The sequence below is a fragment of the Streptomyces sp. NBC_00663 genome, assembly GCF_036226885.1.
Lineage (GTDB): Bacteria > Actinomycetota > Actinomycetes > Streptomycetales > Streptomycetaceae > Streptomyces.
Genome location: NZ_CP109027.1, coordinates 3,461,106 through 3,475,038, shown reverse-complemented (window position 1 = coordinate 3,475,038; position 13,933 = coordinate 3,461,106). Strand labels below are relative to the sequence as shown.

General features: G+C 69.8%; 13 protein-coding genes. 6 read left to right on the top strand and 7 right to left on the bottom strand.

What is annotated here, in order from left to right; all coding sequences use genetic code 11:
* The first annotated feature begins 106 nt into the window (after positions 1–106).
* From OG866_RS15610 to OG866_RS15595, 4 genes are all read left to right on the top strand, one after another.
* Positions 107–1,075: a LysR substrate-binding domain-containing protein gene (locus OG866_RS15610; RefSeq protein ID WP_329335191.1), complete on the top strand. Its 969-nt coding sequence runs from the start codon at positions 107–109 to the stop codon at positions 1,073–1,075.
* 177 nt (positions 1,076–1,252) lie between these two features.
* Positions 1,253–2,164, top strand: coding sequence for a MarR family transcriptional regulator (locus OG866_RS15605; protein WP_329335190.1), 912 nt, complete (start codon positions 1,253–1,255; stop codon positions 2,162–2,164).
* A gap of 42 nt (positions 2,165–2,206) precedes the next feature.
* Complete coding sequence (locus OG866_RS15600; RefSeq protein WP_329335189.1) at positions 2,207–2,602, top strand: roadblock/LC7 domain-containing protein; 396 nt, start codon at positions 2,207–2,209, stop codon at positions 2,600–2,602.
* 4 nt (positions 2,603–2,606) lie between these two features.
* Positions 2,607–3,035 (top strand): hypothetical protein, encoded by a 429-nt coding sequence (locus OG866_RS15595; protein WP_329335187.1) that lies wholly within the window; start codon positions 2,607–2,609, stop codon positions 3,033–3,035.
* A gap of 36 nt (positions 3,036–3,071) precedes the next feature.
* On the opposite strand, the gene OG866_RS15590 is transcribed toward OG866_RS15595, so the two are convergent.
* The 5 genes from OG866_RS15590 to OG866_RS15570 all read right to left on the bottom strand — a co-directional run bounded on the left by OG866_RS15590 (position 3,072) and on the right by OG866_RS15570 (position 7,889).
* Entirely contained in the window at positions 3,072–5,408 is a 2,337-nt protein-coding gene (locus OG866_RS15590; RefSeq protein ID WP_329335185.1) for an ABC transporter permease, read from the bottom strand.
* Positions 5,405–6,091, bottom strand: coding sequence for an ABC transporter ATP-binding protein (locus OG866_RS15585; RefSeq protein ID WP_329335183.1), 687 nt, complete (start codon positions 6,089–6,091; stop codon positions 5,405–5,407). The genes OG866_RS15590 and OG866_RS15585 overlap by 4 nt, the downstream gene beginning before the upstream one ends.
* Positions 6,088–6,612 (bottom strand): PadR family transcriptional regulator, encoded by a 525-nt coding sequence (locus OG866_RS15580; RefSeq protein ID WP_329335181.1) that lies wholly within the window; start codon positions 6,610–6,612, stop codon positions 6,088–6,090. Before OG866_RS15580 ends, OG866_RS15585 begins: the two co-directional genes overlap by 4 nt.
* A gap of 105 nt (positions 6,613–6,717) precedes the next feature.
* The gene (locus tag OG866_RS15575) at positions 6,718–6,960 is read right to left on the bottom strand and encodes a hypothetical protein (RefSeq protein WP_329335179.1); all 243 of its coding nucleotides are present in this window, start codon (positions 6,958–6,960) and stop codon (positions 6,718–6,720) included.
* The gene (locus OG866_RS15570; RefSeq protein WP_329335178.1) at positions 6,957–7,889 is read right to left on the bottom strand and encodes an SPFH domain-containing protein; all 933 of its coding nucleotides are present in this window, start codon (positions 7,887–7,889) and stop codon (positions 6,957–6,959) included. The genes OG866_RS15575 and OG866_RS15570 overlap by 4 nt, the downstream gene beginning before the upstream one ends.
* Before the next feature lie 247 nt (positions 7,890–8,136).
* On the opposite strand from OG866_RS15570, the gene OG866_RS15565 reads away from it, so the two are divergent.
* Entirely contained in the window at positions 8,137–10,428 is a 2,292-nt protein-coding gene (locus OG866_RS15565; protein WP_329335177.1) for a transglycosylase domain-containing protein, read from the top strand.
* Between the two features lie 67 nt (positions 10,429–10,495).
* Here OG866_RS15565 and OG866_RS15560 read toward each other — a convergent pair whose 3' ends face one another.
* Positions 10,496–10,879 (bottom strand): hypothetical protein, encoded by a 384-nt coding sequence (locus tag OG866_RS15560; protein WP_329335175.1) that lies wholly within the window; start codon positions 10,877–10,879, stop codon positions 10,496–10,498.
* Between the two features lie 80 nt (positions 10,880–10,959).
* On the opposite strand from OG866_RS15560, the gene OG866_RS15555 reads away from it, so the two are divergent.
* Complete coding sequence (locus OG866_RS15555; protein ID WP_329335173.1) at positions 10,960–11,565, top strand: hypothetical protein; 606 nt, start codon at positions 10,960–10,962, stop codon at positions 11,563–11,565.
* Between the two features lie 100 nt (positions 11,566–11,665).
* On the opposite strand, the gene OG866_RS15550 is transcribed toward OG866_RS15555, so the two are convergent.
* Positions 11,666–13,720, bottom strand: a complete 2,055-nt coding sequence (locus tag OG866_RS15550) for a SpoIIE family protein phosphatase (RefSeq protein ID WP_329335171.1) — start codon at positions 13,718–13,720, stop codon at positions 11,666–11,668.
* Between the last annotated feature and the right edge of the window lie 213 nt (positions 13,721–13,933).

The following is a 13,933-nucleotide window of genomic DNA, read 5'->3' as shown; positions in this document are numbered from 1 at the left end:
CTTGTGAAGGGCCTTTCCCATGGGTTGGACGGGGGCGATGCTTGCACAAGGTGCATTGATTGCGGAAATCGCTACACTTGGGAGTGTTGATCGAAAGGAGCTATCAGTGACCGTGAGTAGCGTCGGGGCCAAGAGGCGCCAGCCGAGCCTCGCCCAGCTGCGTGCCTTCGCCGCCGTCGCCGAGCATCTGCACTTCCGGGACGCCGCCGCCGCGATCGGCATGAGCCAGCCCGCCCTGTCCGGAGCCGTCGCGGCGCTGGAGGAGGCCCTCGGGGTCACGCTGCTGGAGCGCACCACCCGCAAGGTGCTGCTCTCACCGGCGGGCGAGCGGCTCGCCGTGCGCGCGAAAGCGGTCCTGGAGGAGGTCGGCGCGCTCATGGCGGAGGCCGAGGCGGTACGGGCCCCCTTCACCGGCGTGCTGCGGCTCGGTGTGATCCCGACCGTCGCGCCCTACCTCCTGCCCACCGTCCTCCGGCTCGTCCACGACCGCTATCCGCACCTCGATCTCCAGGTGCACGAGGAGCAGACCGCCAGCCTCGTCGACGGCCTCACCACCGGCCGCCTCGACCTGCTCCTGCTCGCTGTGCCGCTCGGTGTGCCCGGGGTCGTCGAACTCCCGCTCTTCGACGAGGACTTCGTTCTCGTCACGCCCCTCGGTCATCCGCTCGGCGGGCGCGAGGGCATCGCGCGCGAGGCGCTGAAGGAGCTCAACCTGCTCCTCCTGGACGAGGGCCACTGCCTGCGCGACCAGGCCCTCGACATCTGCCGTGAGGCCGGACGCGCGGACGCCCCCGTCACCACCACAGCCGCCGGACTCGCCACCCTGGTCCAACTCGTCGCCGGCGGGCTCGGGGTGACGCTGCTGCCGCGCACCGCGGTCAGGGTCGAGACCTCCCGCAGCGACCAGCTCCGCACCGCCTCCTTCGCCGAACCCGCCCCGGCCCGCCGCGTCGCCCTCGCCATGCGCACGGGCGCGGCGCGCAGCGCGGAGTACGGCGAACTGGCCGCCGCCCTGCGGGAAGCGCTGCGGCCCCTGCCCGTACGGGTGCTCGACCGACCGGAGAATCTCACCTGAGATTCGTTCAAATGAGCGCCGAACACAGCGAATTGAATGGCGCCATATTTCAAATTCCGTCAGCTGGGGGCAGGCAGGAATACCCCGCTCGACATATGCCCTACGGCTGATACACATACCCCCCTCAGTGCTACGCGCCAGGCGTATGTGCGAAATGCCAGGGGGAGTGATGGCGGCATGCGGTACTCCCTCGACCGCGTCGGCTACGACCTCCTGGCGCACGCCCTGCACCGGTGCGGGCGCGAGGAGTTCACCGGACGGCTACAGGTGGCCGGGGCGCCCGGCGGCACCCTTCATCTGCGGGCCGGGCTGGTCGTGGGCGCCGAGAGCCCCGGGGCGCCAGGACCGGAGGCACTGCTGCTGCGCTCCGGACGGGTCAGCGGCGAGCAGTGGGCCGAGGTGGTACGGGAGTCGGGTGGGGCACGCTGGCCCGCGACCGGGCTGATCGGCCGTGGCTACGCCGGATCCGCCCAGCTCAGGGTCGTCTGCGTGATGGCGCTGCACGACGCGGCCTTCGCGATCGTCGCCGGCCGGGTGCACGGCTGCGAACGCGTCGCCGAGGCCGAGCCGTTCGCCACCGTCGCCGTGGGCGAGACCTGCGTACGGCTGCTCCAGGACGCCACCCGCCGGCTCGCCGCCCTCTCGACCCTGCCCCACCCGCTGCGCCCCGACCGCGAGCGGCCGGCCCCCGTCCCCGGCGCGGACCGCGGCACGCTCAGCCCGCTGCAACGCGCCCTCCTCGACGCGGCGGACGGCCGGAGCACCGCACGTGACCTGGCCTTCCGTACCGGTCGCGGGGTCTACACGGTGACCGTCGAGATCGCCCGGATGCTCGCCGAGGGGCTTCTGGAGTGCCCCGACGCACCCGCCCCGATCCCGGTCCGCCCGCCTCCCGACGGCCAGGGCGTCCGGCAGCGGAAACCGGCTCCGGTGTCACCGGCGCCGCCCGCCGCGGTACCGCCCGCCGTGCCCGACGCCCTGCCCCGAAGACGCCCGGGTGCCAGCGGTATCGCCGAAGCACTCGCCCCGGACCGGACCGGAGTGAGCTGGAAAGGGTTCTTCCGCCTGCGAAACGGAGCCCCGAAATGAAGAAGCCGAACAGATGTGAACAGAAATAGGGGAGTTGATTGCATGGATCGCGAAGCACTGGCCCTGGAAATGCGGGGACTACGGGAACAGGTCACCGGTATCACCGACACCGCCGTGGCCGCTGCCGACGGGCTGCTCATCGCGGCCGACACCGCCGACTCGATCGACCCGGAGGGGCTCGCCGCCCTCGCCGCGGCCGGTCTCGGCCTCGCCCGCCGCACGGTGGGCGCGACCGCCCGCGGCACCCTGCGCCGGACGGTGACCTACGGCAGCCACGGCTGTGCCGCCTTCTACGCCGTCGGCGACACCGCGCTCATGGTCGTACTCGGAGACGAGGGCATGGACGTGGACGGCCTGCACCGGGCCAGTCAGCGGGCGCTGGACCGGATCGACACGATCCTGAGCGCGCCCACCGAGAAGGCGGCGGAAGGAGTCTGAAGGGATGGCGACGAAGCGTATGACCCCCGGTTTCTCCGACCAGGTGATGGGCCTGGTCAAGTCCCTCCGTACCGACGCCCCCGACTGTGTGGCCGCGGGCATCGTCGACATGTCCACGGGCATGCTGCTGTCGTACGAGACCGTCGACAACCACCCGCCCGAGGTCCTGGACCTGCTGGCGGGCGCGACCCTCGACCTCTTCCAGGGCCGTACGGTCGTGATGATCGAGGACGTCTTCAAGGAGCGGCGCGGGAGCAGCAGTGACAACCACTTCTTCCAGGAGATCCTCGTCAACAGCGAGAACCTCACCCACCTGTTCGTGCGGCTGAGCGAGCAGCAGGACGTGGTGGCCGTGGTCGTGTGCCGCAAGTCGGTCAACGTGGGCATGCTCTTCGCCCAGGTGCGGCGCGTGGTACGGGAGTACAGCCTCTGACACACGGAAGAGGGGCCCCGCTCGGGGCCCCTCTCCTCATTCCGTGCGCAGTCCGTCCGGCCGCATCAGCCGCAGCAGCGGCGGCAGGCTGAGCAGGGTGACGGCGAGGACGACCGCGGCGCCCGCGCCCGTCATCTGGAGCACGCTCGTCCAGTCCACGGAGACCGGGGTGTCCGTCATCTTCAGCAGGACCACGCCGAGCGTCAGCCCCACCGTCGCGGCCAGCACCAGTCCGAGGCCGACCGGGATCGCCGTCTGCCACAGCACCGACAGGCTCAGGGTGGAGCGCCGGGTACCGAAGGCGATCAGGGACGACAGCAGCTTCTTGCGCTCGCGCAGCTGCTCCAGCTGGGAGACCAGCAGGCTCGCGCCGATCAGCATCAGCACGCACGAGGCGCCGACGAACAGTCCGCCGCGGATGGCGGCGTAGTTCTCGTTGCGGTCGATGGTCACGAACTGGTTGGGCTCCTCGTACGGGTCGAGGAGTGCCGCCGTGTTGCGCACATACTCGCGGGCGTCCGGCACCGAGTGGTCGAGCCGCAGGTACAGCTCCGTGGTGAGCATCCGCTCGGCGCCCGAGGGCAGTGCCGCCGGGGTCATCAGCAGGCCGCCGCGGCCGAGCCGGGTCGCGTCCTGGGTGGGCTGGACGTCCGTGACGACCTTCGGGACGGTCCAGGCGAGCGGTTTCGTCGCCGGATCGTCGTCGGAGTCGTCGAACCAGAGCTTCTTGCCGCTCTTGGCGATGTCGGCCGTCTCGTAGGCGTAGGCGTCGCCCTTGAGGAGGAACACGTCGCCGTCCCGGCAGGAGGGGAGCTTCGCGACCTCGCGCAGGGAGGCGCAGCTGCCGACGGAGACGGGGGCGAAGTGCTGGGGGTCGGTGCGGGTGTCGCCGAGGTAGCTCTCGGAGATGTCGTAGACGTGCTCGACACCCCGGGTCGCGGCGAGCTTCTTCTCGGCCGCGGCGACCGGGCTGTCGCCGGTCATGCGGATGGCCATCTCCGCCCCGCTGACGTCCTCGGACTTCCGGTCCGTGTACTGGCCGTCGACGCCGGCGAAGAGCATTTGCAGGGCGATGGCCCCGGCCACCGCGACCGCGATGCCGTTGACCATGCGGGCCGCCGTACCGCTGCTCAACTGAAGTCGGCGTACGGCCAGTTGCCAGGCGACCGGGCCCGCGCCGAGCCGGGAGACGACCGCCTCGACGATCCAGGGCAGCAGCGCGGTGACGCCCACCAGCAGCAGCATGACGCCGCCGACGGTGAGGTACTGGTTGAAGTTCCCGCGGTCGTTGCCCTGGCCGATCATCGGGTAGAGCATCGCGAGCCCGCCCAGCGGCAGCAGCAGCCGCCACCACAGGCGGCGCCGCGAGGGCTTCGCCGTCCGCACCACTCCGAGCGGCTCGATGACGACCCCGCGCAGCGCGAACTGGGTGACCAGCACGGCCGCGGCGGGCACCGCGACGGCGACCAGCAGGGCCAGCAGCGGCGAGGGGTTGAGATAGCTGGGGAAGAAGCTGTAGTCGAACAGCTCGACGTTGCCCGCGATCTGACGCCCGACCATGAAGAACCCGGCGCCCAGCACCAGCCCCACCACGGCCCCGGCCATCGCCTCGCCCGCCGCGACCCGCCGGGTCATCCGGGCGTCGGAACCCACCAGCCTCAGGGCCGCGAGCCGCCGGTCACGCCGCTCGCCGCCGAACCGTACGGCCGCGGCGATGAAGACGGCGACGGGTGTCAGCAGCACCGCGAAGACGACGAGGATCAGCAGCAGCAGCACCGGGTCCAGCGGATCCGACGGCGGGCTCGGCGTACCGAACCGCTCGATGCGGTCCACATTGCCGCCGTCGATCCTCGGCGCGAGCCCCTCGGCGCCCCGGTAGAAGGCGAGTTCGGCCGAGCCGATCAGCCCCTTCTCCCCGATGGTCCCGACGATCCGCTCCGGCAGCCGCTCCCGCAGCAGCTTGCCGTCGGCGGAGTCCAGGAGCTTCCTCAGCGCGGGGGAGACCACCATCTCGCCCGGCGCCGGGAAGTCCGAAAGCCCCGGCGGCAGCGGCGATCTGGACCCCTCGGGCTCCAACTCCCGCCCGCGCACGCTCTTGTCGTGGTACGTCGTGGTGACGTACCCCACGATCAGGGTGTCGTCGGCCTTCTTCAGCCGGGTCGCGCTGTATGTCATGTCCTGGCGCGCGGCCTCGCGTTGGTCCCGGACCGACATCGCGTTCGGGATCGCGGTCGTCAGCAACAGCAGCGCCACGCCCAGCCCGACGCCGACGGCCGTCAGCAGGACCCGCACCCAGCCCTCGCGTCCCCCCGCGAACGCGAATCTGACCCCCATGGCCAGATCCCGCGCCCACTGTCCCCCCTTGGAACTCATACGACCCGCTCCATGTCCCGGGACTTGCCGTCCCGTACGACGATCTCGCGGTCGGAGTAGGCGGCCACCCGTGCCTCGTGCGTGACCAGCACGACGGCCGCGTTGGTGGACCGGGCGGCGTCGGTGAGCAGTTCCATCACGCGCTCGCCGTTGAGCGAGTCGAGCGCGCCGGTCGGCTCGTCGGCGAACAGCACGCGCGGGCTGGTCACCAACGCCCGTGCCACGGCGACACGTTGGCCCTGACCGCCGGAGACCTCGCCGGGCCGCTTCTTCTTGAGATCGTCGACCTCAAGGCGCTGCATCCACCCGAGGGCGGTCTTCTCGGCCTCCTTGCGGGAGGTGCCGGTCAGCCGCAGCGGCAGCGCGACGTTCTCCACGCAGGTCAACTCGGGCACCAGCTGCCCGAACTGGAAGACGAACCCGAACTCGGTGCGCCGCAGCTCACTGCGCTGGGCGTCGTTCATGGTCGCCATCTCGCGGCCGTTGTACGTGATCGAGCCCGAGTCGGGCGTGACGATCCCGGCGAGACAGTGCAGCAGCGTCGACTTGCCGGAGCCGGAGGGGCCCATCACGGCGACGACCTCACCGGGGTGGATCGAGAACTCGGCGCCGTCGAGCGCCAGGGTCGGACCGTACGCCTTGCGCAGGTTGTCGGCGACCAGCAGGGAACCGGCGGGAGTCACTTGGCCACCACCTGCGCCAGCTTGTCGAGCCGCGCGGCCGTGAGCTCCAGCCACCGCAGATCCGCTTCGAGATGGAACAGGGCGTGGTCGCAGATGAGCTGATCCGCGAGATCACCCTTCCGCTTCCGGTCGGTGAGGATGCGCATCATCCGCAGATGCTCCGAACGCTGGGTGTCGAGGATGTCGGCCGCGTCCCGGTGCGTCAGCAGGGCGAGCACGATCTTCGTGTAGAGGGTCGACTGCAAGTACGGCTCGGGCTTCTCGGGCGTCGCGAGCCACTGCTGTACGTCGGTGATCCCGGCTTCGGTGATCGCGTACCGCTTCCGCTCGGGCCCGCCGCCGGGCTCGATGCCGTCGACCTCGACGAGGCCGTTCTTCAGCAGCCGGGACATCGTCGAGTAGACCTGGCCGTAGTGCAGCGGCCGGTCGTGACCGAACTTCTCGTCGAAGGCCCGCTTCAGGTCGTAGCCGTGGCGGGGCCCGGACTCCAGGAGTCCCAGGAGGGTGTGACCGATGGACATGGGAAGGACTGTACATGCGGTGTATACCCCGCATGTATACGCCGAGTGTGTAGACGGTGAAGCGGGGTGCCGAACCGCAGGTCGCGGCCGATTGTCACGGTTGTGCTACTGCGCCGGCGGACGCCCGCGGCGAGGGATGGGCTTGGCCTCGCCGGGCAGACGGCCGGCGTCCGCGAGGGCCTTGCGCAGCAGGAACTCGATCTGCGCGTTCGCCGACCTGAGCTCGTCCCCGGCCCACCGGGCCAGCGCCTCGTACACCGACGGGTCCAGCCGCAGCAGCACCTGCTTGCGCTGCTGCGGCCGCCGCTTGGGCGTGGACTCCACGGGGTCCTCTGCGGGATCCGTCACTGGTAGAGGGTCCCGGTGTTGAGGACGGGCTGGGCCGCGCGGTCCCCGCACAGCACCACCATCAGGTTCGACACCATGGCCGCCTTCCGTTCGTCGTCCAGCTCGACGATCTCCTGCTCGCTGATCCGGGCCAGCGCCGCCTCCACCATGCCGACCGCCCCGTCCACGATCTGGCGGCGCGCCGCGACGATCGCCCCCGCCTGCTGCCGCTGGAGCATCGCCGAGGCGATCTCGGGAGCGTACGCGAGGTGGGTGAAGCGGGACTCGATGATCTCCACGCCGGCCGCCTCCACACGCGCGTGCAGTTCGAGCGCGAGCTTCTCGGTGATCTCCTCGGCGTTGCCGCGCAGCGAGAGGCCGCCCTCGTCATGGGCGTCGTAGGGGTACTCGATGGCGATGTGGCGGACGGCCGCCTCGGTCTGCGTCGAGACGAACTCGAGGTAGTCGTCGACCTCGAAGGTGGCCTGCGCGGTGTCCTCGATGCGCCACACCACGACCGCGGCGAGCTCGATCGGGTTGCCGTAGGCGTCGTTGACCTTCAGGACGGCCGTCTCGTGGTTGCGCACCCGGGTGGAGATCTTGGTGCGCGAGGTGAAGGGGTTCACCCAGCGCAGCCCGTCCTGCCGGATCGTCCCCCGGTAACGGCCGAAGAGCTGCACGACCCGCGCCTCGCCCGGCGCCACGGTGTTGAGCCCGCACATGGCGAGAAAGGCGGCGAGGCCGACCAGGATGCCGCCGACGATGAGCGCCGCCTTTCCGCCGGTTGCCGAGACCGCCGTAGCGCTCGCGATCATTCCGGCACCGGCGAACAGGCCCAGCAGGCCGAGCAGCAGGGCGAGTCCGCCACCGATGCTGTGCGCGGCGAACTCGCGGACCCGCGGGGCGGGCATCGCGGGTACGTCGGCGATCGTGTCGTCGTGGGTGGTCATGGGGATCCCCGTTCTCGTACGGCATAGCTTTGGTCTAGCTAAGTGATATCACTTTAGCTCGCCAGGGCAACCTTGGACAGTCCTCGTACGTCGGTTCCATAGGGGTGGGTGCTGATTGTCACGTCCGCAAAAGGCGGGATCGGCAGCCCTTTGTCACATCTCCCGGTGTTAGCTTTCTGAGCTGACCTGAGCGGCGAACCTGTGTGACAGACGCGCACACATGAACGAAGCGGAGCGGAACGGGCCCATGGGACGAGCGGAAGAAAGACGAGCGCGACAGCGCGGCGGTCGACGCGCCGCGCCCAAGCGCCGTTCGTCGCCGGCGACCGGCAGTGCCAGCGTCGGCGCCGGGGCGGGGAAGAGCCTCATACGCAGGCTGTTCACCTGGAAGAAGATCCTGGGCACGTTCCTCGGCTTCTGCCTGCTCGGCATCGGCGCCTTCATCGTGCTGTACATGATGGTGGAGGTTCCCGAGGGGAACGCCGAGGCCCAGCTCCAGAGCAACACCATCAAGTACAGCAACGGTGACGTCCTGGTCCGGGACGGCAAGGTGAACCGCGAGAACGTGGAGCTCGCCAAGATCCCCAAGAAGGTGCAGCTCACTTTTGTCGCCGCCGAGAACAAGACCTTCTACCAGGACTCCGGCGTCGACCTGAAGGGCACCGCCCGCGGTCTGCTCAACACGCTGTCCGGCAAGGGCAAGCAGGGTGGTTCGACGATCACCCAGCAGTACGTCAAGAACTACTACCTGACCCCGGACCAGACGGTCACCCGCAAGCTCAGGGAGCTGGTGATCTCGCTCAAGGTGGACCGCCAGAAGTCCAAGGACGAGATCCTCGAGGGCTACATCAACACCAGCTACTACGGCCGCGGCGCCAGCGGGATCCAGGCCGCCGCGCAGGCGTACTACCACGTCGACGCCGACAAGCTCAGCGTCGAGCAGGGCGCGTATCTCGCCGCGCTGCTCCAGGCGCCGAGCCAGTACGACTGGGCGGTCGCCTCGGACTACAGCAAGAAACTGGTCCAGCAGCGGTGGAACTACGTCCTCGACAACATGGTCGAGGAGGGCTGGCTGGACGCCGGCAAGCGCGCGGACATGAAGTTCCCGAAGCCGCTGAAGCAGAAGGCCGAGGCCGGGCTCAAGGGGCAGAAGGGCTACTTCGTCAAGCTCGCCAAGCAGCAGCTCGTCAAGCAGTTGATGGCCAACGACGACCTCACCGAGGACGAGGCGCAGGCCCAGGTCGACAAGGGTGGCTGGACCATCACCCTGAACATCGACAAGAAGAAGCAGGCGCAGCTGGAGAAGGCCGTCAAGTCCCAGCTCACGGACAAGCTGGACCCGGACAAGCGGTCGGTCGACAAGGACATCCAGGCGGGTGCCGTCTCCGTCGACCCCAAGACGGGCAAGATCGTCGCTCTCTACGGCGGCGTGGACTACATCAAGCACGACTACAACAACGCCAACCGCACCGACTACCAGCCCGCGTCGACGTTCAAGCCGGTCATCCTGGCCGCCGCCCTGGAGGAGGGCGCCAAGACCCAGGACGGCGACAAGATCACCACGAGCACGGTCTACGACGGCACGAGCAAGCGGCCCGTCGAGGGCAGCGACATCCCGTTCGACCCGGAGAACGAGGACGACACCGACTATGGCGACGTCACCGTCCAGACGGCGATGAACAAGTCCATCAACTCCGTCTTCGCGCAGATGGGCGTCGACGTCGGCATGGACAAGGTCCTGTCGACGGCCAAGAAGCTCGGCATGGACACCGGCGACCTGGAGGCGCTGCCCGCCTACACCCTCGGCACCATGGAGGCGAGCCCGATCCAGATGGCCAGCGTCTACGCCACCCTCGACAACCACGGCAAGCAGGTCACCCCGACCATCATCAAGTCGGCCGAGCGCAACGGCAGTCAGGTCGACATGCCGGACCCGATCGGCGAGCAGGTCATCAGCCGCGAGACCGCGGACACGGTGACCTCGGTGCTGACCGGCGTGGTCGACGACGGTACGGCCAAGACGTCCGTCCGCGACAACCCGCTGCGCGACGGCCAGGAGGTCGCGGGCAAGACGGGTACGTCCGACGACAACAAGTCGGCCTGGTTCACCGGCTACACCCCCGACCTGGTCACCTCGGTCGGCCTGTTCGGCGAGAACCACGCGAAACCGGGACAGGCCAAGATGTACGGCGCCGGCGGCTTCGACCGCGTCAACGGCGGTGGCTTCCCGGCGCAGATCTGGGCGGCGTACATGTTCGGTGTGACCTCCACGTCCGCCGAGTTCGACCTGGACACCGACCAGGGCGCGGCGGTCGAGCCGACCTGGACCCCGACGCCGACCAAGTCGGTGACCCAGACGCCGACCGAGGAGCCGACGACCGAGGAGCCGACGAGCGAGGCGCCGTCGCAGACGCCGACGCAGACGCCCACCCAGACGCCGACGCAGACCCCGACGCAGACTCCGACGTCGACCCCGACGACGAAGGATCCGACGGACGGCATTCCTGAGGATCCCCTGGACCCGGGGGACGGGCAGTAGCGCGAAGGGCGCTCGGCTTCTCGCCGAGCGCCCTTGCTTTTTCTACTTTTCCGACGTGTTCCGGCCCTCAGGTGGTCCAGACGTCCAGTGTGTTGAGGGTGCGCCAGAGGAGGCCGCCGGTGGGGGTGCCCTGCCAGTCGCCCAGCATGGCGCCGAAGGCGAAGTAGGTGTGTTCCGTGAGGTTGAGGTTCACATAGCGCGTGGTCCCGTTGCCGTTGCTGTTCCAGTAGAAGTACTGGGTCTCGCCCCACTGGTACGTGCCGACGGCCGAGTGCCCGTCGGCGCTCGTGTCGGTGATGTACATGTCGTCGCCGTACGCGACCCATTCCACCTTGGCGCCTCCGCCGGCGGCGTAGGCGGTCGCGTCCTCGGCGACAGCCACGGTGCTTGTGGCCGTGGCGATGGCGGCCGCCACGGCACCGACGACGGCAATACGGGCGAGTGATTTCACAAGGATTCCCCTCCTGCGTTCGGATAACCGTTCGGACGATAACCGGCGGATGATTGCGGAGGGAAGTATTCCGTGTAATTGTGGCCGGCATGAAGATATTGCGGGGAGCGGCTCTCGTCGCGCTGGCTGTAGCGTTTTCGGCGTCGATATCCGGTTGCGGACAGAATGGCAAAGGCGACACGGCCGGCGGTGCCGAGGAAAGCGCAGCTCAAGAGGTGCGTCGGGAGCCTTCGGGGGAAAAGCTGCTCACCGCGATGAAGAATGTGGCCGACGCCGGCAAGGGGTTCGCCCTCAAGGACGCGACAGGCCTTGGGCGATATGTCTACCATGGTCAGGTTGATGGATACATTGCCTGCTTCCGGAAAGAGGTTCCCAAACTTCAGGCCGTGGACCTTTATGCAGTACCGAAAGCCGAGAAATGCCCGGATAAACTGGGGGCGAAGGTGTCGGCTCCGGAGTTTCCCGACCTCACCGGACATCGGGTCGACACATCCCTTGTGGACGCGCTCATGGCCGGTTATCACCCGGATCGGGTAAAGGTGTTCAAGACGGACGACCCCAAGACCCAGGTCACCGATCCCAAACCGCTGGCGAAATGGCGGGTGTGCACACAGAAACCCGCGGCGGGCACGGAGTTCGACCGGTCGGCGGACGTGCGTCTGTACGTGGCCGAAGCGTGCTCGTGACGTGGACTTCGGCACCCTGTGACCGACACGGAGACGGGTGCCCGGTTTCCACCGGACACCCGTCTCCACCTGCGAGGCAATGGGCGGCCCAGGGCCTGCCCTAGCCGCCTCGGTTCAGCTCGAACCACACGACCTTGCCGGTGCTCAGCCGGGTCGCCCCCCACCGCCGCGCCAGCCGGTTGACGAGGTACAGCCCGCGCCCGCCCTCGTCGGTGGCCCGCGCCTGCCGCAGCCGGGGCAGCTGAGGCACGTCGTCGCCCACTTCGCAGCGCAGCACATCGGTCCGCAGCAGCCGCAGCGTGACCGGCCGCGTCGCATAGCGCACCGCGTTGGTGACGACCTCGCTGACCAGCAGCTCCACCGAGTCGCTCATCTCCTCCATGCCCCAGCGCGACAGGGCCCGCCGGGCCAGCCGCCGGGCACGGCCGGGAGCCGCGTCCTCCGGTTCCAGGAACCAGTACGCCACGTCGCTGGGCGCGATCCCGTCGAAGCGGGCGGCGAGCAGCGCGATGTCGTCGTCCCGGTCGCCGGGGCCGAGCATGTCGAGCACCTCGTCGCAGAGGGCCTCCAGCGGCGGCGGATGGTCAGGGCCGGTCAGCTGCGCGGTCGCGGCGAGCTTCTCGCGCAGCTGCTCTATGCCGGTCCACACGTCCCGCAGCCGGGACTCGACGAGCCCGTCCGTGTAGAGGAGCAGGGTCGCTCCGGCCGGGGCGTCCAGTTCTACGGCCTCGAAGTCGACGCCACCGACGCCGATGGGCGCGCCCGGGGGCACCCGCAGCACCTCGGCCCGGCCACCGAGGTGGAGCAGGACGGGCGGCGGATGACCGGCGTTGGCGATGGTGATCCGGTGCGAGACCGGGTCGTAGACGGCGTACAGACAGGTGGCCATACGGTCCGTGCCGAGCCGCTGCGCCTGCTCGTCGAGGTGGTGGAGCACCTCCTGCGGCGGCAGGTCGAGCCCGGCCAGCGTCTGGGCGGTGGTCCGCAGCTGGCCCATGATCGCGGCCGAGGTCATGGAGTGGCCCATGACATCACCGACGACCAGCGCCACCCGGCTGCCCGGCAGCGGGATCGCGTCGTACCAGTCGCCGCCCACGCGCGCGGTCTCGGCGGCCGGGAGATAGCGCGAGGCCAGCCGGACGCCGGTCGGGCGCGGAAGGGTCTCCGGCAGCATGGTGCGCTGGAGTTCGTCGGCGATGTAGGCCTCGCGGCCGTACAGCACCGCCTTGTCGATGCCGAGCGCGCTGTGCGTGGCGAGCTGGGCGGCGACCAGGAGGTCGTCGGGCTCGAAGGCGATGCGCTCGGGGCGGCGCAGGAACAGCGCGGCACCGATGACCCGGCGCCGGCCGCGCAGCGGGGCGAGGATCGCCCGCTGTCCCGCGGGTACGGTCAACTCGCCGCCTTCGCCGAGCAGTTCGGGCAGCGCGGCGCGGGCCGCGGGGGAGTCCGTGAAGACCGGACGTACGCCGCGCAGCACCTCGGCGAGCGCACCTCCCGCCCGCACCTCGCACAGTTCGGCGGTGACCGCCGACAGCTCGGTCAGCTCCGTCGGTTCCGGCTGAAGCGCGGGCGAGACGAAGCCGCCCTCGGTGTCCCGCTCCTCCGGAATGCGGTCGGTGCGGCGCAGCCGCAGCACCAGTGGGCCGGTGGGCCGCTCGTCGCCGACCGGCAGCGGGTCGCGCAGATAGACCAGGATCGCGTCGGAGAAGGTCGGCACGGTGGCCCGGCACAGCCCCATCACGATCTCGTCGAGGTCGATGCCGCGTGCGATCCGCCGGGTCGCCGCGCCCACGAAGCGCAGCCGGTCCCCGTCCCGTCGCATCGGTGTGGGTCGGCCGGGCTGGACACTCTGTCCGGTGCGGCGCTCACCGCCCGCGGAGTCGCCGCTCTGGGCCGGGATCGTGTCGGGGAGTTCGGGCACGGGCCTCGGCCGGTGGGTGTCGGGCTCGGCGGCGACGGTGGGCTGGGAGTGCTCCGGGTCGCTGCCGGGCTGCGGTGTGGTCATGTCAGGTCCGGGGGCAGGCGTCTCACCGGCGCGGGCTTGTGCCGGTAAGGCGTTGTGCGGGGGCGTGGAGGCACGCAGGAGCGCCCCGCGAGGGTCCGCGGGGTCGGCGCCCGTCTGTGGGCGCTCGAACGAGGTGGGCTGCTCCGTCACGCGTGTCGATTCCGTCCGTTGGGGGCTGCGCGCCGCGCGCACAGTTCGTCCCGCAGAAATGCCGATACCCGGATTGCCTGCCCCAGGAACGGAATTCCCGTGTGGTCAGCGGCCGTTCCTGTGCCACGGCCGCACCGTCCGACCCTGGGGCCCGCGTCGTCCGTGGTGCCCTCGTACCCCTCGATCACGTCCTGCCGCCCCTCGGTGACGAAT

Excerpts from the sequence above, each read along its gene's own strand:
- OG866_RS15595 (WP_329335187.1), top strand. The coding sequence starts at position 2,607 with ATGGCGACGAAGCGTATGACCCCCGGTTTCTCCGACCAGGTGATGGGC.
- OG866_RS15605 (WP_329335190.1), top strand. The coding sequence starts at position 1,253 with ATGCGGTACTCCCTCGACCGCGTCGGCTACGACCTCCTGGCGCACGCC.
- OG866_RS15570 (WP_329335178.1), bottom strand. The coding sequence starts at position 7,889 with ATGACCACCCACGACGACACGATCGCCGACGTACCCGCGATGCCCGCC.
- OG866_RS15600 (WP_329335189.1), top strand. The coding sequence starts at position 2,207 with ATGGATCGCGAAGCACTGGCCCTGGAAATGCGGGGACTACGGGAACAG.
- OG866_RS15580 (WP_329335181.1), bottom strand. The coding sequence starts at position 6,612 with ATGTCCATCGGTCACACCCTCCTGGGACTCCTGGAGTCCGGGCCCCGC.
- OG866_RS15590 (WP_329335185.1), bottom strand. The coding sequence starts at position 5,408 with ATGAGTTCCAAGGGGGGACAGTGGGCGCGGGATCTGGCCATGGGGGTC.
- OG866_RS15565 (WP_329335177.1), top strand. The coding sequence starts at position 8,137 with ATGGGACGAGCGGAAGAAAGACGAGCGCGACAGCGCGGCGGTCGACGC.